Below are 19,865 nucleotides of genomic sequence, written 5' to 3' on the forward strand. Positions count from 1 at the left end.
GTCAGGAAGGACCCAGGCACCGGCAGGCGGTGGCGAGTCGTGGAGGGAGCAAGATCACAGGCTGGCAAAGGGCGGCCTTGGATCCAACAAAAACGTCCTAAAGCAGAACGTCCGGATATGAACGCGCAGCCCCTCCCAGGGTCCTCAGCGCTACTCATGCGGATATTTTAGACCGCAATGACGCTTGTGTCCGTGATGGAATGAGAACCAACGTTCCAGGCCATGCGGTTGAGGCGCTGAAATTGCTCAAATTCGATATGGCTGGAGATTGCTGCAGGCGTCAGTCGGTGTTTGGTGCATTCGTGCGCCGCGACAAATGCAGGATCCTGCAGTAGTTCTATAGAGTTATTGACTCAAGTGGTGAGGCGGGGATGTGGCATTCGGGAGTGAAGATTTGTAGAAGCTGGGAATTTGCGCTTCGGACATTTCCACTTGTACGTGCACGCGTACCCTCATCCGCCCTTCGGCCCCCTTCTCCCGAGGGGAGAAGGGGGGCGCTGCCGGTGCGCAGCGCGTCTGTGCTGATAGCGTGGTGCTGGCAGCCTGCGTTGCGGACACCGGAGTCAGATATCTGCAAGTGCCTGCAGGTAGCGCTGGCGCCAGTGATTGATGTTGTTCTTGCGCAGATGATCCATCATCGCGCTCCAGCGTTCGATGCGTGTTGCCAGCGGCATGCTTGCCGCAGTGGCGATCGCGTCGGCTACGCCGTCCAGATCGTGCGGATTGACCAGCAGTGCCTCTTTCATTTCGTCCGCTGCACCGGCCAGCAACGACAGCACCAGGACGCCCGGATTCTGCGGATCCTGCGCCGCGACGAATTCCTTGGCGACCAGGTTCATGCCATCGCGCAGTGGCGTGACCAGGCCGACCGAGGCTGCGCGATAGAAACCGGTCAACGTCGCATGGCTGAAGTTCTGATTGACGTAACGCAGCGGCGTCCAATCCGGCTCGGCATGTCCACCGTTGATGTGGCCGGCGATCTGCTCCAGCTGCCCGCGCAACTGGCGATACTCGTTGACGTCGCCGCGCGATACCGGCGCGATCTGCAGATAGGTCAGGCTGCCGGATTGGTCCGGATAACGCTCCAGATAGCGCTCGAAACCCTGGAAGCGTTCCGGCAGGCCCTTGGAATAATCCAGCCGGTCCACGCCGATCGCCAGTTGCCGGCCGCGCAGGCTTTCGCGCAGGTCGCGCACCGCCTGCTTGCCGACCGAGGCCTTGGCCTGGTTGGCGATCAGGTCGGTATCGATCCCGATCGGGAACGCCGCGGCACTGAAGCGACGCCCGCCGGGGCCTTCGACGATGTCGCCGTCGAGAATGCGGCCACCGCCGAACAGACGCACATAGGCCTTGAAGCGCTCGGCATCGCGCTGGGTCTGGAAGCCAACCAGGTCGTACGCATAGAACGTGCTGAACAAGCGCGCGTGATCCGGCATCGCCTGCATCAGGTCGGCCGAAGGCATCGGCACGTGCAGGAAGAAGCCCATCTTGCAGCCCACACCCAGCTCGCGCAGCATCGCGCCCAGCGGAATCATGTGGTAATCGTGGATCCACAGCGTGTCGCTGTCTTTCAGCAACGGCGCCAGCTTCTCGGCGAACAGCCGGTTGACGCGCATATAGCCTTCGCGGGTGGCGCGGTCGTAATCGACCAGGTCCAGGCGGAAGTGCAGCAGCGGCCACAGCGTGCGATTGGCGAACCCGTTGTAGTACGAATCGATGTCGCGCTTGTTGAGGTCCATGGTGACGAACTTGATGTCGCCCTCGGTCTGTTCGTGCATGCCGCCGCTGTCGCCGCGGACGGTCTTGCCGCTCCAGCCGAACCACACACCGCCGCGCTCCTTGAGCGCAGCCAACAGACCAACCGCCAGCCCGCCGGCGCGGTTTTCGCCGGGCACTGCAACGCGGTTGGATACCACCACCAAACGACTCATGACGCCTCCTGCCAGCTCCGCGACAAGCGCATCGCTGCGATGATCAAGCCCACATGCGAATAGGTCTGGGGGAAATTCCCCCAGGCTTCGCCGTCTTCAAACGATAGGTCCTCCGACAGCAAGCCGAGGTGATTGCGGCGCGAGAGGATGCGCTCGAACAATTCACGCGCTTCCTCCTTGCGGCCGATCGCGGCCAGCGCGTCGATGTACCAGAACGTACAGATGGTGAAGCTGGTTTCCGGCTCACCGAAGTCATCCGGTGCGATGTAGCGATACAGCGCATCGCCATGCTTGAGCACGCGGCCGACCGCTTCGACCGTGCGCACGAAGCGGCTGTCGTCGTTGGCGACGATGCCGATATCGGCCAGCAGCAACAGCGATGCGTCCAGGCGATGACCGCCCAGCGTATCGGTGAAATGGCCGCGCTCTTCGCTCCAGGCCTCGCCCAGCACGCGTTCGCGGATGGTGTCGGCGCGCTCGCGCCAGTACACGCTGCGCTCGGGCAGCACCAGCCGGTCGGCGATCTTGGAGAGGCGATCGCAGGCGGCCCAGCACATCGCGGCGGTATAGGTATGCACTTCAGCGCGGCCGCGGAATTCCCACAGGCCGGCATCGGGCACGTTGTGCAGCGCGAACGCGCGCTCGCCCAGTGGCTCCAGGCGGCGGAAGGTGTCCGCATCGCCCTGATCCTTCAGGCGAAGATCGAAGAACAGTTGGGTGGACGCCAGCACCACGCTGCCGTAGACATCGTGCTGCTGCTGGATCCAGGCCAGGTTGCCGCGGCGTACCGGGCCCATGCCGCGGTAGCCGTCCATCGTTTCGACTTCGTGCTCTTCCAGCTGCGATTCGAAACCGATGCCGTACAGCGGCTGCATGGTGCCGTCGGCGGTGGCGATGTTGAAGATGTAGCCGATGAACTGCTCCATCGTGCGGGTGGCGCCCAGGCGATTCAGCGCACGCACCACGAATGCGGCGTCGCGCAGCCAGCAATAGCGGTAATCCCAGTTGCGCGGGGTATTGGGTGCTTCCGGGATCGAGGTGGTCATCGCCGCGATGATGGCGCCGCTGTCTTCGTACTGGCACAGCTTGAGCGTGATTGCGCTGCGGATCACCGCTTCCTGCCAGTCGAGCGGAATCGACAGGTAGCGCACCCATTCGCGCCAGTATTCTTCGGTGCGTTCCTGCGCTTCCTGCACATAGCCGGTGAGCGAGCGGGTCAGCGATTCGTCCACGCCCAGCACCAGGTTGACCGGGTGGCTGAGCACGAACGGCAGGCCGTCGCGTACGAAGCGTACCGGCACGTCAGTGGTCAGGCGCAGGGTGAATTCGGGCAGCACCCAGCGGATGTGATTGCTGCCCCAGGTGGTTTCCGGGCTGCGTCCGCCCCAGTCGGCCAGCGGGCGGGCGCGCACGATGATGCGCGGGTTGCCGGCCAGCGGGCGGATCTGCCGGATGATGCTGACGGGCCGGTAGAAACGCCCGTTGTTGCGCCAGCGCGGTGCGAAGTCGATGACTTCCACTTCGCCGCCGTGGTGGTCGCGCAACACGGTGCGCAGCACAGCGGTATTGGGCAGATAGTGTTGCTCGCTGCTGGCGAAGTCCTCCAGCTCCACGGCAAAGTCACCGCCTTCACGCTTGGGCGAGAGCAGCGAACAGAACGCCGGGTCGCCGTCGAAGGCCGGCAGGCAACTCCACACCACGCGTGCCTGCCGATCGACCAATGCCCCAAAGCTGCAGTTGCCGATGACGCCCAGATCCAGGTTTGGCTCGGTCATGGAGTGCGAACGATCCTTTTGAAGAGAAGAGGGGAAGGCGCGCTGCACTCAGACCCGGCGCGCATTGCGTTGCAGCCACGCATGCACGTCGGCGGTGCCGTCGACGCGGAACCGCGCGCTGGTCTGGGCGCGATCGCCGACCAGCACGCTCCAGCCGCCGAGACGATTGGCCGCTTCGAAACCGAATTCGTCGGTGAGGTCGTCGCCGACGAACACCGGCGTGCGGCCGGCGAATGCGCCCTGCTGCATCAGCTGTTCGACCGCCAGGCCCTTGTTGCTGCCTTCGGGGACGAATTCGACCACGTGATCGCCCGGTTGCAGGCGGTACCCGGAAAGCTGGGCGATTTCCTGCTGCGCAAAGGCGAGCACGTCGGGCCCGGCCAGCGGCTGCGCGCGCCAATGCAGCGCGACGCTGACGCCCTTGTCTTCGACCAGCACGCCGGGGTGCCGGTGCGTGAGTGTGGCGGCACGCTGATGCAGGCCATGCAGCCACTCGGAGGTGTCCTGCGGCATCGCCGCGCGTGCGGCGATGTCGCTACGCAATTCGTGTCCGTGCAGGCCGGCGGCCGGAAGCAGCAACGGCGCGAACAAGGCGTCCAGTTGCGACAGCGGTCGGCCGCTGACCAGCGCCACGGCGCCCTGCAGGCGGTCACTTAGCTGGCCGATGGCCGCGCGGACCTCGGGCAGGAGCCGCACAGCCTCGGGGCTGTCGGCAAAGTCGATGAGGGTACCGTCCACGTCCAGAAACAATGCGCAGGCATCGTCCAGCAATGGCGGCGACGGAAGGGGGGAGTGCACGTCTGCCATCGCGCTAGTGTGCGCAAGGCGATGTGATATTCAGGTTATGCAACAGCGGGGAGTGGGGTTCGGGAGTGGGGATTGGTGATGCGCCGCCCTTGCCAATCCCGAATTCCCGATCCACCCATCCCGGCGTCAGAACGAGTAGCGCACCCGCCCATACCAATACGCGCCGTTGCTGCCGATCGGCGAGAGCACGTCGTAGGGCAGGTTGCCGAAGTAGGCGATGTCGTCGATGGAGCGGTCCGAATAGTTGTCGAGAATGTTCTGGCCACCGATTGCCAGCGTCCACTGCGTGCCCAGGTGGTACTCGGCTTCCAGGTCCAGCTGCCATTCCGCGCCATAGGTCTGGCGTGGCACGAAGCCGCCGCCGAAGTCGAACACGCGCGTGGCGCTGCCGTAGCGATTGACCCGGGTCTGCAGGTTCCAGTGTTCGTTGTTCCAGTTGGCGGCCAGCGCGGCGCGCGTGCGTGGTGCGGCATCGGTGAGCGTGTTGCTCTCTTCGACACCGAACAGCACGTAGTCCGGGTCCAGCGCGAGCAGCTGCGCCGGGGTGCCGATGACGTTCTTCAACTCGGTCTTGGCATAGCTGTAGGTGCCGGTTAGCAGCAGGTCGCCGCCGAAGGCGTACTGTCGCCAGTTGCCGACCAGCTCGGCGCCGCGGGTGCGGGTGTCGGCGGCGTTGAGGAAATAGCTGGCGCTCTGCACGCCGGCAACGGCGAAGTTCTGCTGCACGAAGTCGGTCAGCGTGGTGCCGGTGATGTCTTCGGACAGCGCGATGCGGTCGTCAATATCGATCTGGAAGAAGTCCAGCGACAGGTCGAAGTGATCGCCCAGCTGGCTGGTGAAGCCCAGGCTGTAATTGAGCGATTTTTCCGGCTTCAGGTCGGTGGCACCGAGCGCGCGTGCGATCGGGTTGTTGACCGACAGCAGGCGGCCCTGGGTCAGGCGGCCGGCGGCGTCATAACCGGTGGACGTGGCTTCGTAGCCGATCTGGCTGAGCGAGGGCGCACGCACGTTGTTGGAGACCGCACCGCGCAGCGCGAACGCCGGGGCGAAGGCATAGCGTGCGGCCAGCTTGCCGGTCCACTGGCTGCCGAAATCCTGGTAATGCTCGTAACGGCCGGCCAGGTCGGTGGAGAACTTGTCGCCGAACTGGCTGGACACGTTGGCATAGGCGCTGGCCACGTTGCGCGACAGGTCGGCCTCGTCCTGCGGGGTCAGCCCACCGCCGGCCTGCGAGCCGGTGGGGCGATCGATGAACGGGCCGGCCGCATAGCTGGCCGGGTCGCCGGCATGGGTGCGGTATTGCTCGCGGCGGAACTCGGCACCGGTGCCGAAGGTGTGGGTGGCGCCGGCCGCATCGAACACGCGGGTCAGATCCAGATTGCCCACGGTCTGCGCAAAGGCGAAATCGCCGGTCTTGAAGCGGGTGGTGCTGCCCGGGCCGAGCGAGGCGTTGAGCGAGTTGCGCAGCCGGTAGGTGAAGTCGTTGCGGCCGTAGTTGACGCTGGCGTCGTAGTCCCAGCTGCCGAGCTGCCCACGTGCGCCGGCGACGACCTGCAGGTCGCGGTTCTCGCCTTCGGAAATCGGGCGGTAGCCGTTGGGATAGATCTCACGCCAGTTGGCGCTGCCATCCGGGTAACGGAAGTAATTGGCGCCTTCGGTGTCGCGCTGGTTGTAAGTGCCGAAGGCGTAGAACTCGCCGGTGGCACTGAAGGGCACCTTGGTGTTGAGCCAGGCGTTCAGGCCCTTGGTGGCGCCGTCGCCGAGCACGTAATTGCGCTTGCCGGCCAGCGCCAGGTTGGCCGGAGTCTGCTCCTCGAACGACGGAATCTGATCGAAGCCGGCGCGGTTGGTCGCCTCGCGATTCTTCAGCTCCAGGCCGACCTTGAAGAAGCCGCCGTCATCGCCGAGCAGGCTGCCGACCTTGGCGCTGGCGTAGCTGGTCTGGCCATCGGTGACGCGGCGATTGATCGGCTCCACGTCGGTGTTGTAGGCGCCGAAGCTGGCTTCCAGCTCGCCACGCTCCGGGTTGTCGTCCAGGATCACGTTGATGACGCCGGCGATCGCGTCCGAGCCGTACTGCGCGCCGGCACCGTCGCGCAGCACTTCGATGCGCTTGATCGCGTTGATCGGGATGGAATTGAAATCCACCGGCGTGGTGCCCTTGCCGATCTTGCTGTCGGTATTGACCAGCGCCGAGGTGTGGCGGCGCTTGCCGTTGACCAGCACCAGCACCTGGTCGGGCGAGAGCCCACGCAGCTGCGCGGCGCGGATATGGTCGGCACCACCGGAGTTGGACTGGCGCGGGAAGTTGAACGAGGGCAGCAGCGCCTGCAGCGCGCTGCCCAGCTCGCCGTTGACCACGCCGGCCTTGCGGATGTCCTCGGCGGTGAGCACGTCCACCGGCACGGTCGATTCCAGCACGGTGCGGTCGCTGGCGCGGGTGCCGGTGACGATCACGGTGTCCAGCGTGGTGGCGCCGGGGGCGGCCTGCTGGGCCTGGGCGTTGGCGCTCAACACGGCGGCCACGGCCAGGCCGATAGCCGAAAGGGTGGGGCGGGTCATCTCTCTCTCCTGCGACAGCAACTGCGAACGCGCCGCGCGGACGGCATCCGGCCGGGCAGGGGCGCAAAGGGGGGTTCGGATCGTCCACATTCATCCGGATGGAGAGATATTATCGCGTTGTTCAGGCGCGTGCGAGATGGCACAGTGCGCGCACGCCGGCATCAGCTGATGCCGGCCCTGCATGAGCCCGCCCCCGATCCGTCGTAAACGTACCCGTTGTGGAGAAGTCGATGAAGTTGCTGCCGTCCTGCCTGCTTGCCGCCATGCTGGCGCTGTCCGCCTGCGCCACCACCCCCGGCGGCGCGCCGGGTTCGACCACTGCCAGCCTGCAGGGCGATGCGGCGCGGCCGGCGGCGGCGCGCGGCTGGGTGCGCAGCGAGCTGTACTTCGGGGTGGGCGAGGAGACCGGCCCGGCCGATCGCCCGCAGACCCGTACCATCGACGAAACCCAATGGCGCGCGTTTCTGGACAAGGAAGTGACCCCGCGCTTTCCCGACGGCCTGACCGTGTTCGACGCCTACGGCCAGTGGCTGTTCCGCGGTGCCAAGGAGCCGAACCGGCTGGGCACCAAGGTGCTGGTGATCCTGCACGAGGACACCCCGCAGCGGCGCAACGACATCGAGGCGATTCGCCTGGCCTGGAAGCAGGCCACCGGCCACCAGTCGGTGCTGTGGTCGCGGCAGGCGGTGGAGGTGTCGTTCTGAGTCTGGCGACCATGCGGCTTGAACATCTGCAGCGACTGCGCGTGAGCGCTGCACGCAAGCTGTTGTTCGCCGCACTGGGCGGGCTGTCGTTTGCGTGCTTTGCGCGCGACACCAGCGTGCAGGTGACGCTGGACGCAAACACGCAGGCGACCGCCACACTGGTCGGCGCACGCCTGCATGTGGTGTTGGGCCCGGGCGGCAAGGAGCAATGGTTCGACGCGAACCTGGACGAGGGCGAAGGCGGCGCCGGTGTGGACAGCGACGACTACAACTTCGACGGACATGCGGATCTTGCGGTGTCGGCGATGCTTGGCCAGGTCAACGAAGCGGTGCTGGTCTTTGTGTTCGATCCGGCGCAACGGCGCTTTCGTGCGCTGACCGCGCCCACGCGCCCGGCAGTGCAGTGCGAGGGCTTCTTCAATCTGACGCCCGACAAGCAGCAGCGCAGCCTGACCAGCTCCTGCCGCAGCGGGCCGATGTGGTACGCCGATGTGTATCGCTACGCGGCCGATGGGCGGTTGTATGTGGCCAGGACGCAGCAGCCGATCGCCTCGCCCGACATCCAGACCTTGCTGGATCCAGGCACCGGCGATGGCATGCCGCTCTCGGTGTGGCCCAGTTACGACGCGCGCGGGGCGAAGCTTTCAAGCGAGATCGGCACCACCCTGGACGCGCCGATGCCGGTCCAGCTGCGCGTGCAGGTGGCGCGTCTGCCGCTCTACGCCACCCCTACGGCGACCGGCACCAAGCGCTATCTGGTGCAAGGCGATCGGGCCGACGCGCTGGATGTCAGCGCCGATGCCACGCGCGTGCAGGTGCGCTATCGCAGTGCCGGCCGTGGCGACATCGTCGGCTGGATCGAGGTCGCTGCGGCAATGAAGTAGGGCCGTTGCTGCCACGCAGCCGCCTGGCATGGAACAGACCGGCGCAATCGCGGCGACACGCTCTGATCCACCGCGCCGCTGTCGCGCGTGCGGAGCAGCGGCTACCATCGGTCGATCCCCACGCTTCCTGGCTCCCATGTCGGCCCCTTCCTCGCGTACTGCGGCATCGCCGCGCTGGTTCGTCGCCGGCGACCTCAATGGCTTCTTCGGCCTGGTCGTCGACAATCTCTCCATCCTTGGTTTCATCGCGATGGCGTTGGTCGGGATGTTCCAGTTCCCGGCCGAGGTGGTGTTCGGGCGCATGTTTCCCGGCACCGCGTTCGGCGTGCTGGTGGGCAACCTGCTCTACACCTTGATGGCGCGGCGGCTGGCTGCACGCACCGGGCGCGACGACGTCACCGCGATGCCGCTGGGCCTGGATGCGCCGACCAGCATCGGCATGGCGCTGTTGGTGCTGGGCCCGGCATTCGTCGGCTTCAAGGCACAGGGGCTGGACCCGCAGGCGGCTGCCATCGCCACCTGGAAACTCGGCATGGCCGCGCTGGTGGTGATGGGCCTGCTCAAGCTGGTGCTGTCGTTCGTCGGCGAGGCGGTCACGCGCGCGCTGCCGCGCGCGGCCTTGCTGGGTTCCATCGCCGGCATCGCGCTGGTGTTGATGGGCTTGCTGCCACTGCTGGAAACCCTGCGTTCGCCGGTGGCCGGCTTCGTCACCCTGGGCCTGCTGCTGTACGTGCTGCTGGCCAAGGGCCGGCTGCCGACCAAGTTGCCCGGCGTGCTGGTGGCGTTCGTGATTGGCACGGCGTTGTACTACGGGCTGGGACTGGCCGGATTGGGCGCACCGGGCTTCGCGGTGCCGGAATGGACGCCGCCGCAGATCGTGTTGCCGTTGCCGAATCTGGGCTTCATCGACGGTCTGCCCGCCACGCTGGCGTACCTGCCGCTGCTGCTGCCGTTCGGCCTGTTGATGGTGGTGGGCGGCATCAATGTCAGCGAGAGCGCACGTGCCGCGGGCGATGACTACCGCACCCGCGACATCCTGCTGGTGGAAGCCCTGGCGACGCTGGTCGCAGGCGTCTGCGGCGGGGTGGCGCAGACCACGCCCTACATCGGCCAGCCGGCCTACAAGCACATGGGCGCGCGCTCCGGTTACACGCTGCTGACCGGCCTGTTCGTCGGCATCGGTGGCATGCTCGGCGTGATCTCCGGCTTGGTGCAATGGCTGCCGCTGGCGGTGCTGGCGCCGATCATCGTGTACGTGTCGATCGACATCACCACGCAGGCGTTCCAGGCCACGCCCAGGCAGCACGCCGGTGCGATGGTGCTGGGCTTTCTGCCATCGGTGGCGTACCTGCTGACCATCAAGGCACCAGGCTGGATTGCGCCGGATCAACTGGTCGCACTCACCACCAAACTCGATGGGCATGGCCTGCCGGAGCTGGCGGTGATCTTCGCGTTGGGCAATGGCTTCATCATCACCGCGATGCTGTGGATCGCCGCCGTGGCGGCGATGATCGATGGCCGCCTGCGCCGTGGTGCGGTCTTCCTGCTGGTGGCCGCGGGGCTGACGCTGTTCGGCCTGATCCATTCGGTGGACCCGCGCGGCGGCATCTATCTGCCATGGTCGCTGCACGGCCTGGCGCGCGTGATCAGCTGGCAGTTCGTGGGTGCCTATGTCGCGCTGGCGGTGACCCTGCTGCTGCTCTCGCTGCTGCCCGCACGCAAGGAGGCAGTGCAATGACATCCTGCTCCAGCGTGTTGCGGGTGATCATCGGTGGCGCACTGTTGCTTGGCGCCGGCGGTGCCTGGGCGGCCTCGTTCGATTGCAAGCAGGCCGGCACGGCGGTCGAAAAACGGCTGTGCGCGGTGCCGGCGCTGGGCCATCTGGACGATCAGCTGGACGAGTCCTATCGGGCGCTGCTGGACACCACGCCGCGTGGCGCGGTCGCAGGCGTGCGTGATCAGCAACGCGCCTGGCTGCGGCAGCGCAATGCCTGCGCGCAGGACGCCAAACTGGACGACTGCCTGCAACGCACATTGAAGGCCAGGGCCGATGTGCTGGCCAAGGCGCTGACTGTGCAGCAACAGGCGCTGGATCGCATCATCGCCTTGATTCCCACTGCGCCTGCCGACGCCGCGCGCCAGTTGCAGGGCTACGACACGCCGCTGGCTTCGGCGTGGCTGGCGTATCTGCATCAGTTTGTCCCCGCCGCGGGCGTGGATGCGAAGCTGGCGAGTGCGCGGTTTGAAAGTGCGCGCAAGGCGCTGCGCAAGGTCGACGACTTCGCCGCATCCTTGCTCGACGATGTGGATGGCATGCCCGCCATGCAGGCGCAGGAACGCGTGCTGACATTGCTGCGGATGTGGATCGAACGCGACAACAGCGATCATCGTCCTTACGTGCATTGCTTCATCTTTGCTGCAGTGGGCGAGCCGGCGTATGAGGCGTTCGGGTCGCTGTATGGCTCGACACGCGACGGGTTCGCGCCGATCTGCGAGCCGCCGGGCGGTCTGTTTGCATTGGCCAGCTGGAAGCAGCTGGATGCCGGCTTCGACGGGTTGATCGAGGCCCTGAGCAAGGACGCCGGCACCATTCGCTACGCCAGTTACGCCGAGTGGAAAATCATCGCGTTACGCGCGTCGGTATCGCCATTGCTGTACCTGACCCCGGCATTGCGCAAGCGCTACGGCGACGATCCGGACAAGGCGATTGCCGCCTGGACCGGGGAAGACAGCGACTGGCCGGCGGCACAGCGCAAGGCCGTGCGCGCGTTACTGCCGAAGGTGCGCGCCGACACGGCCGCATGGCTGGTGCGCGAGAAGCGCCTGCCTGCGAAGCAGGCCGAGCAGGCGGCCGCCGCCATCGTGGCGGCCTGGGTGAACGCGCGGCTGGATTTCGCAAGCTGAGAGCGGCGGAGACAGCCACTCGCGGCCATCGGGCGGGCGGCGTTGTTGCTTGATGCGGCGATGCTGGGCGTTCTGGTTCGAGCGTTGGCGATGTGGGTGAGCCAAAGCCAAACCAGAGCTAGAGCTAGATGCGATCTGCGGCCTGGCTGCAGGGCCCTTGCCCGCCCACCGTCGCAGGACACGCCGCAAGTACGTCCCTGTAGGCTCTTACGCGGCATCCATGCCGCGTAAGGTCCCGCGACGGTGGGCGGGCAAGGACCAGTGGAGATGGTCGGTATGCATAGGGGAAGCGATGCATGACATGTGCTGGTCGGATCACTAAGCGTTCGATCAATCTCTGACCATTTTCCATTCGCAAGCCAAACAATACGCTTTCAAGAAAGCAGCCGACTAACTCCCTGGCGCGGTGTCCTTGCCGGTTGCGGGACCCTTGGCGGCATGGATGCCGCCAAGGAGCCTCCATGGACGGATTCACGGCGTGTCCCGCAAGCGGCGAGGGCACCGCGCACTCGACCAACTCGGCTTTGGAACGTCCAGGTGCTGCTGAAGCTCAAGCGCTCGGTCGCCTTGGAAGGTATTAAGCGGTGCGAATGCGTCGACTGTAGAGCAGACGATGTGTGGCTTGGCTGCAGGGCCCTTGCCCGCCCACCCTCGCAGGACACGCCGCAAGTACGTCCGTGTAGGCTCTTACGCGGCATCCATGCCGCGTAAGGTCCCGCGACGGTAGGCCGGCAAGGACCTGTCGAGATGGTCGGTGGTTTGGTTGCAAGCAAAGCATGGTGTGCGTTGTTCGGATCACCGTGCGTTCGATCAGCTTTCCAGCGCAGACCGAGTAACGGCAGCGGCTCAACAAAGCAACCTGCAAACTTTTCAGCGTCCCGACGCAAGACTTGCAATCGCAACAGGCAGCTTTTCATTCGACCACCAACCAACCTCCTGGCGCGGTGTCCTTGCCGGTTGCGGGACCCTTGGCGGCATGGATGCAGCCAAGGAGCCTCCACGGACGGATTCACGGCGTGTCCCGCAAGCGGTGAGGGCATCGCGCCCCTCGATCACTGAGTTGTGACTGCATCGGATTTCGCTGCGCGCGTGATCGGTTCGCAATGAGGACGGTGGTCAGGCGTATGTCGTTGCCAGTTCTAGCGCTGCAGCCAGCGTTCTCTGCCAGAAACAGTCCTCTTCGCGGCCAATCGCCCTTGTGCGATGCACATGGTCTGCTTGATCGCGTCATCGCCGCACATCGATGGAACCACCGCGATATCTGGTTGTCACACCATGGATGTCGTCGATGTAAGGAGTTCCACGATGCAATCCAAGTCTTCGCGTTGGCCGTGGCTGCTGGCGGTGCCGGTGGTGGCTGGCGCCGCCTGGTGGCTATTCAGCGGGTCACCCACTGCACCGGGCGCATTGCCTGCGCCGATCAGCCAGACCGCCAGCGCCGTGGCAGCGGCGGTGACCCCCGCGCCGCCGGCACCGGCCGGGCCGCGCCATCCGGTGCAGCAGCCCTCGGCCGATGCCGCCGACGCCGCGATTCCTGCGCTGGCACAGAGCGATGCCGCTGCGTGGCAGGCCTTGGTGGAGTTGGTGCAGGACGATGGCGCCTTGTCGATCGTGCTGCGCAAGCACCTGATCGAACGCGTGGTGGTGATGATCGACAATCTCACCCAGCCCAGCATCAGCCGTCGCGCCTCGGTGCTGCAGCCGGTGGCGGGCGAGTTGGCAGTGTCCGATGCCAGCGGCAGTGTGGTGATCGATCAGGCCAATGCGGCGCGGTATGCGCCTTATGTGGCGGCGTTCACCCAGGTGGATGCGCAGGCGCTGGTGCGCAGTTATGCGCGTTTCTATCCGCTGTTCCAGCAGGCCTATGCCGACCTGGGCGCGCCGGACCGCTACTTCAACGACCGCGTGATCGACGTGATCGATCATCTGCTGCGCACGCCCGACCCGGTACAGCCGATCAAGGTGCAGCGCGACGAGCGTGGCCGTTATCGTTTTGTCGATCCCGCGTTGGAGTCGCTGTCGGTCGGTCAAAAAGCGCTGCTGCGGTTGGGGCCAGCGCAAGCGGCTGCAGTGAAGGCGCAGTTGCAGCGGATCCGGACGGCGTTGCTGCAGGGACGCTGACGCAGCGTGTGATGACGTGAGGAGAAGGCCGCCCGAATGCGGCCTTGCATGCATGGATGCAGCGTCGTGCGCCAGCCCAGCAGGGAAACAACGCAACTTCGGCGGCACGCGGTGCATCACACGCCGCCATCGCTTACGCCGCATCCAGCTCCGGATAGTGGCGGAAGATGCCGTTGGTATTGAACGCCACGCGTCGTTCGGAGGCGAGATAGGCCGCGATGCGTGGGCGGGCGGCCACGCGCTCCTGCAAGGCCTTCAGGCCGGGAAGATCGGCTGACAGTGTCTTCATGCGCTTGGGGAACATGTATTCCAGCCCGCTGATCAGCTGGAACAACGACAGATCCACATAGGAATGCGTGCCAAGCACATGCGTGCCGCCGGCCTGTTGCAGCACCTGCTCGAAGTGGCCCAGGAACTTGGGCAGGCGGTTGTCGCGTAGATCCTTGGCGCGCTTTGCTGCCTCGGCTTTCTGGTCTTCGTAATACAGCCCAGTGGCAATAGGATGATGGCTGTCGTGCACCTCGGCCACCAGATCGGCGATGGTCAGCTGCAACTGCAATGCCTGGATGCGCTGTGCGTCCGAATCCGGCACCAGCTGCAGTTGCGGTCCGATGACATGCAGGATCGCCGCCACCTGCGCAACCACCGTGTCGCCGGCCCTGAGGAAGGGTGGTGCGAACGGCTGCGCGCCGGCCTGGTGGCCTTCCAGAAAGGCATTCATCACCTCATCGCCTTCGACGCGCGCCACGTCGGTGTAGTCGGCGCCGGCGTCTTCCAGTGCGAGCCGGACGAATTCGCCGCGGCCTTGCAGGCCGGTCCAGTAATAGAGCTGATAGTGCATGCGCTGCTCCGCGATCGATGGCGCTACAGCGTAGAAACCGCGCGGCTAGGCGGGCGTGAGCGAAGCGTCAGCGGGCTGTGACCCGATATCGTCGTGCGGTTGCGCCAGCAACCAGGCCAGCTTGCGCGCCCGCGGTTGCTGCTTGAGCTGCCACTCTGCGCGCGAGGCGGCGGCGCGGTCCGCATACGGATGGCTGGCAAGCAGCTCCAGCGGCGGGTTTGCACGGGTATAGCGCGCGCCGGTGCCGCGCTGATGCGCCTGGAAGCGCCGCTCCAGATCGTTGGTGATGCCGGCGTAATAGCTGCCGTTGCGACACAGCAGCAGATAGAGGTGCCAGGGCTTGGGTGCATCCATGGGCCCATTATCGCCATTGGCCTGGTGTCGTGCAGCGATGGTCTTGGCGAGCGCTGGGCACGGACGGTCGACACGCGGCGGCGCGTGAGTGAATAACCACCTAAACATTGGTTATTTGACGCTCGCGGCCGCTGCAAACAGCATGCGCTACTGCGTTGCAGCGCCGTGTCGGTCTGCACTGCGGCCGGGTCGCCGTGCATGCATGGCGCTGGCCAATTCGCAAGAAATCTCCCCACGCTGCTGCACGACAGCCGACGCCACGAAAGGACGTACATGCCTGCGCGACACCGGACCCCTGCAAGGATCCTCGCTGCTTCGAGATGGTTGGCCAGGCCGCAGGTGCTGGCGTGGAGTCTGGTGTGGGCATGTGCGCCGGTGCTGGCCGATGAAGTGAGCGAGGCTGCTGCGACGCCGGAGCACGCCGCGCAGACCCTGGGCGCGGTCACCGTGACCGCCACGCGTCGCGAAACCACCTTGCAGCAGGTGCCGGTGGCGGTGTCGGTGGTGCAGGGCGAGACGCTGGAGCGCGAAAACCGCAACAGCGTGGCCGACCTGCCGGCGCTGGTGCCCAGCCTGAGCTTTCGCAACGGTGCCTCCAACAAGGACACCTCGTTGTTCCTGCGTGGCGTGGGCACCATCTCCACCTCGCCAGGCGTCGAGCCCAGCGTGGCGACGGTGATCGACGGCGTGGTGCTGGGGCGTCCGGGCCAGGCCACGCTGGACCTGCTCGATGTCGAACGCATCGAAGTCCTGCGCGGGCCGCAGGGCACCTTGTTCGGCAAGAACGCCTCCGCCGGCGTGCTCAATATCGTCAGCAGGCCGGCGCCGGAGCTGTTCGGCGGCTATGTGGATTACTCGCACTTCGGTGGCGGCGACGAAGACCGCGTGCGTGCCAGTGTCGGCGGCACGCTGGTGCCGGAGCTGCTCAAGGCCAGCGTGTCGGCAGTGTGGGCCGAGTACGGCGGCAACGTGCGCAACGTGGCCGACGGCCAGACCGTCAACGGCTACCGGCGCGCCGGCGCGCGCTTGCGGCTGGACCTGAGCCCGAACCCTGGCTTGAACGCGACGCTGCTGGCCGACTACCTGCAATCGCACAGCGACGCGCCCAGCGGTGTGGTGGTGGACAGCACGCGCGCCGACTTCGCCGCGGCGCTGGCACCGGTCGTCGCCAGGGACGACAACCGCCAGATCAACAGCGATTACCGCACGTATCTGGACGACATCAACAAGGGCGCCTCGCTGCAGCTGGACCAGCAGCTCGGCGATGCGCTGCTGACCTCGATCAGCGCGTGGCGGCAATGGGACAACACCCAGTTTCAGGATGGCGATCGCACCGCGCAACGCAGCGCGGCGTTTCCGTCCTCGCACGACCGTGGCGACCTGGGCTACACGCAGTATTCGCAGGAGTTGCGCATCCAGACCCCGCGCGATCGTGCGGTGGAGGCGGTCGCCGGGCTGTATTACCTGCATGCGCGCAATGACGAAACCTACCGCCGCACGGTGACGACGCCCACCGCCAGCAACGTGGGCGTGGCCGATTACGCCACCCGCGCGAAAACCTATGCCGCCTTCGGCGAGGCCACCTGGCATTGGCGCCCGGATCTGCGTGCGCTGCTGGGCGCGCGCTTCACCCGCGACACGCTCGACTACCAGCATCAGCGCCTGTCCAGCTCGGCAACCGCAGTCACCGGCATCCAGCCGTCCACCGCAAGCAGCGGCAGCACCGCAGAAAACGGCGTGTCCGGCCGCACCGGCCTGCAATACGATTTCGACGCGCGGACCACCGGTTACCTGACCTATTCGCGCGGCTACAAGGGCCCCGCCTACAACGTGTTCTTCAACATGCAGCCGCGCGATACGCCGGCGCTGAAACCGGAGACCTCCAATGCCTGGGAGCTGGGCCTGAAGGCGCGCGCCCTGGACGATCGCCTCAGTGCGAACGTGGCGCTGTTCCATACCGACTACGCCAACTATCAGGCTAACTTCTTCGACACCGTGGCCGGGCAGGTGGTGACGCGCCTGATCAACGCCGGGCAGGTGCGCACGCAGGGCCTGGAACTGGATCTGGACTACCGGCCCACCGAGCGGCTCAGCCTGGCCGCCTCGCTGGCCTACACGCAGGCGCGCATCCAACGGTTTGCCTGCCCCACCGCAGCGGCGGCCAACTGCAATGTCGACGGCCGGCCGTTGCCGTTTTCGCCGGACTGGAAGGGCAATCTGCGCGCCGGTTACCGGGTGCCGTTGCGCGGCAGCCTGGCGCTGGAATTCAATGGCGACGTGAGCTGGCAGGACAGCGTGCAGTACGACCTCAGCCAGACCCCGCAGACCATCCAGGGCCCGTACGCGATCTGGAATGCCAGCATCGCACTGGCCGACGATGTGCATGGCTGGCGGGTGGCGGTGCTCGGCCGCAATCTCGGCGACCGCTCATACGCCCCGCTGCTGGCCAATGCCACCGGCAACGTGTTCCGGCTGGTGCCGCGCGACGACCAGCGCTATGTCGGGCTGCAACTGCACAAGGATTTTTGACGATGTCCGTGATGTTCTTCGATGCTGATTCGAGCAATGCAGGCGCACCGCACGGTGGGCTGCCATGAGCGCTGCACGACAGCTCTCGCTCGGTGCGTTCCTGATGGCCACCGGCCATCACGTGGCCGCATGGCGGCACCCGCAGGCCAGTGCCGACCCGCTGGTGTTCGACCATTATCGCGAGATGGTGCGCATCGCCGAAGCCGCCAAGTTCGATGCGGTGTTTGTCGCCGACAGCCTGGCTGCAGCTGGTGGGCCGGTGGCGTCGCGGATGGCGCGTTCCAGCCTGTTCGAACCGCTCACGCTGCTGAGTGCGTTGGCGGTGGTGAGCGAGCGCATCGGCCTGATCGCCACCATGACCACCAGCTACAACGAGCCGTATCACGTGGCGCGCAAGTTCGCCTCGCTGGATCATCTGTCCGGTGGGCGTGCCGGCTGGAATCTGGTCACCTCCGATGCCGCCGACGAAGCATTGAACTTCAACCGCGACGCGCATTACGTGCATGCGGAGCGCTATGCGCGGGCGCGCGAATTCCAGCAGGTGGTCGCGGGGCTGTGGGACAGCTGGGACGACGATGCCTTCATCGCCGACACCGCTGCAGGCGTGCACTACGATCCGGCGCGGCTGCATGTGCTGGATCATCGCGGCGCGCACTTCCAGGTCCGCGGCCCGCTCAACATCGCGCGTGCGCCGCAGGGGCATCCGGTGCTGGTGCAGGCCGGCTCGTCCGAGCCCGGGCGCGCGCTGGCTGCGGAAACCGCCGAGGTGGTGTTCACCGCGCAATCGTCGCTGGCCAAGGCGCAGGCGTTCTATGCCGACATCAAGGGGCGGCTGGAACAGTTCGGGCGCGCGCGCGATGCGTTGAAAGTGATGCCGGGTGTGTTCATCGTGGTCGGGCAGAGCCAGGCCGAGGCGCAGGACAAGTTTGCGCAGTTCCAGGAGTTGGTGGAGCCGGAGGTCGGCATCGCGCTGCTGTCGCGCATGCTGGGCAACTTCGACCTGTCCGGCTATCCGCCCGATGGCCCGTTGCCGGAATTGCCGCTCACCGAAACCGGCCAGCGCAGCCGCCAGCAGTTGTTCACCGAGCTGGCCGGACAGGAGCAGCTGAGCATTGCCCAGCTCGGTCGGCGCATCGCAGGCGGACGCGGGCACTACAGCCTGATCGGCACGCCGACACAGATTGCCGACGAGCTGCAGGCCTGGTTCGAAGGCGGGGCCGCGGACGGTTTCAACGTGCTGGTGCCGCATCTGCCCGGCGGCCTGGCCGATGTGGCCACGCACGTGGTGCCCGAGCTGCAGCGGCGTGGACTGTTCCGGCGTGAATATGCAGGGCGCACCCTGCGCGATCATCTGGGGCTGGCACGCCCCGTCAATCGCTTCAGCGCACGCTGACTCACCGGATACCCTGATGACCTATCTCGCACATCCCGATCGTTACGACCGTATCGCCTACCGCCGTGTCGGCCGCAGCGGCCTTGTCCTGCCTGCGCTGTCGCTGGGCCTGTGGCACAACTTCGGCGACAGCACACCGATCGACACGCAGCGCGCATTGCTGCGGACCGCCTTCGATCTGGGCATCACCCATTTCGATCTGGCCAACAACTACGGCCCGCCGTATGGCAGCGCGGAAATCAACTTCGGCCGCCTGCTGCGTGAAGACTTCAAGCCGTATCGCGATGAATTGATCCTCTCCACCAAGGCCGGCTGGGACATGTGGCCGGGTCCGTACGGGCAGGGCGGCAGTTCGCGCAAATACCTGCTGTCCAGCCTGGATCAGAGCCTGCAGCGGCTGGGCGTGGACTACGTGGACATCTTCTACTCGCACCGCTTCGATGCGGACACGCCGCTGGAAGAGACCGCTGGCGCATTGGCCAGCGCGGTGCAGCAGGGCAAGGCGCTGTATGTGGGCGTGTCGTCGTATTCGGCGGCGCGCACGCGCGAGATCGCCGCGTTGCTGCGCGAGTGGAAGGTGCCACTGCTGATCCATCAGCCGGCCTACAACCTGTTCAATCGCTGGGCCGAGCATGAGCTGTTCGAGGCGACCGACGAGGTCGGCGCGGGGGTGATCGCATTCACGCCGCTGGCGCAGGGCCTGTTGACCGGCAAGTACCTCAATGGCGTACCCGGCGACGCGCGCGTGAATCGTCCCGGTGGCGACTCGCTGCGGCCGGAACATCTGTCCGAGGCCAACCTGCAGCGCGCACGCGGGCTGGATGCGATCGCGCAGCGGCGTGGGCAGAGCCTGGCGCAGCTGGCCCTGGCCTGGGTGCTGCGCGACCCGCGGGTGAGCTCGGCATTGCTGGGCGCCAGCCGCCCGGAGCAGTTGATCGAAAACGTCGCGGCCCTGCAGACGCCCGAGTTCAGTGCGGACGAGTTGGCCGAGATCGACCGCTTTGCAGTCGAGGGTGGCGTCAACCTCTGGGAAAAACCGTCCACCGATTGGCAATGAGGA

General features: G+C 66.1%; 14 protein-coding genes. 8 read left to right on the forward strand and 6 right to left on the reverse strand.

The genetic code is table 11. The features are described 5' to 3' along the window. Window positions 1-563: 563 nt before the first annotated feature. The 4 genes from otsA to AC1KVE_RS00350 form a co-directional block, all read right to left on the reverse strand. On the reverse strand, window positions 564-1,931 hold the full coding sequence (gene otsA, locus AC1KVE_RS00335; protein ID WP_024939412.1) for an alpha,alpha-trehalose-phosphate synthase (UDP-forming): 1,368 nt from the start codon (window positions 1,929-1,931) through the stop codon (window positions 564-566). Continuing rightward, window positions 1,928-3,706, reverse strand: coding sequence for a glycoside hydrolase family 15 protein (locus AC1KVE_RS00340; protein ID WP_039525842.1), 1,779 nt, complete (start codon window positions 3,704-3,706; stop codon window positions 1,928-1,930). Before AC1KVE_RS00340 ends, otsA begins: the two co-directional genes overlap by 4 nt. 48 nt (window positions 3,707-3,754) lie before the next feature. After that, complete coding sequence (gene otsB / locus AC1KVE_RS00345; protein WP_102255990.1) at window positions 3,755-4,513, reverse strand: trehalose-phosphatase; 759 nt, start codon at window positions 4,511-4,513, stop codon at window positions 3,755-3,757. 126 nt (window positions 4,514-4,639) lie between these two features. Continuing rightward, entirely contained in the window at window positions 4,640-7,075 is a 2,436-nt protein-coding gene (locus AC1KVE_RS00350; protein WP_481092047.1) for a TonB-dependent receptor plug domain-containing protein, read from the reverse strand. A gap of 230 nt (window positions 7,076-7,305) precedes the next feature. Between AC1KVE_RS00350 and AC1KVE_RS00355 the strand changes: the two genes are divergently transcribed. The 5 genes from AC1KVE_RS00355 to AC1KVE_RS00375 all read left to right on the forward strand — a co-directional run bounded on the left by AC1KVE_RS00355 (window position 7,306) and on the right by AC1KVE_RS00375 (window position 13,688). After that, window positions 7,306-7,779 carry a DUF3574 domain-containing protein gene (locus AC1KVE_RS00355; protein ID WP_016901292.1) on the forward strand — a complete coding sequence of 158 codons (474 nt, stop codon included), beginning with the start codon at window positions 7,306-7,308 and terminating at the stop codon, window positions 7,777-7,779. 11 nt (window positions 7,780-7,790) lie between these two features. Continuing rightward, window positions 7,791-8,663: an XAC2610-related protein gene (locus AC1KVE_RS00360; protein ID WP_184456722.1), complete on the forward strand. Its 873-nt coding sequence runs from the start codon at window positions 7,791-7,793 to the stop codon at window positions 8,661-8,663. Window positions 8,664-8,799: 136 nt separating this feature from the next. Further along, window positions 8,800-10,401, forward strand: coding sequence for a SulP family inorganic anion transporter (locus AC1KVE_RS00365; RefSeq protein WP_102580633.1), 1,602 nt, complete (start codon window positions 8,800-8,802; stop codon window positions 10,399-10,401). Next, entirely contained in the window at window positions 10,398-11,567 is a 1,170-nt protein-coding gene (locus tag AC1KVE_RS00370) for a lysozyme inhibitor LprI family protein (protein ID WP_184456724.1), read from the forward strand. The genes AC1KVE_RS00365 and AC1KVE_RS00370 overlap by 4 nt, the downstream gene beginning before the upstream one ends. A 1,305-nt stretch (window positions 11,568-12,872) precedes the next feature. Next, window positions 12,873-13,688 carry a DUF3014 domain-containing protein gene (locus AC1KVE_RS00375; protein WP_065032709.1) on the forward strand — a complete coding sequence of 272 codons (816 nt, stop codon included), beginning with the start codon at window positions 12,873-12,875 and terminating at the stop codon, window positions 13,686-13,688. A 133-nt stretch (window positions 13,689-13,821) separates the two neighbouring features. Here AC1KVE_RS00375 and AC1KVE_RS00380 read toward each other — a convergent pair whose 3' ends face one another. Further along, complete coding sequence (locus AC1KVE_RS00380; RefSeq protein ID WP_184456727.1) at window positions 13,822-14,529, reverse strand: glutathione S-transferase; 708 nt, start codon at window positions 14,527-14,529, stop codon at window positions 13,822-13,824. 45 nt (window positions 14,530-14,574) lie between these two features. Further along, window positions 14,575-14,883, reverse strand: a complete 309-nt coding sequence (locus tag AC1KVE_RS00385; protein WP_047129181.1) for a GIY-YIG nuclease family protein — start codon at window positions 14,881-14,883, stop codon at window positions 14,575-14,577. 273 nt (window positions 14,884-15,156) lie between these two features. On the opposite strand from AC1KVE_RS00385, the gene AC1KVE_RS00390 reads away from it, so the two are divergent. The 3 genes from AC1KVE_RS00390 to mgrA all read left to right on the forward strand — a co-directional run bounded on the left by AC1KVE_RS00390 (window position 15,157) and on the right by mgrA (window position 19,862). Further along, the gene (locus tag AC1KVE_RS00390; protein ID WP_456362946.1) at window positions 15,157-17,412 is read left to right on the forward strand and encodes a TonB-dependent receptor; all 2,256 of its coding nucleotides are present in this window, start codon (window positions 15,157-15,159) and stop codon (window positions 17,410-17,412) included. A 64-nt stretch (window positions 17,413-17,476) separates the two neighbouring features. After that, window positions 17,477-18,805, forward strand: coding sequence for an LLM class flavin-dependent oxidoreductase (locus AC1KVE_RS00395; protein ID WP_126966277.1), 1,329 nt, complete (start codon window positions 17,477-17,479; stop codon window positions 18,803-18,805). 16 nt (window positions 18,806-18,821) lie between these two features. Beyond that, window positions 18,822-19,862 carry an L-glyceraldehyde 3-phosphate reductase gene (gene mgrA, locus AC1KVE_RS00400; protein ID WP_039519430.1) on the forward strand — a complete coding sequence of 347 codons (1,041 nt, stop codon included), beginning with the start codon at window positions 18,822-18,824 and terminating at the stop codon, window positions 19,860-19,862. The last annotated feature ends 3 nt before the right edge of the window (window positions 19,863-19,865 follow it).

The organism is Xanthomonas sp. NCPPB 2864, assembly GCF_056675615.1.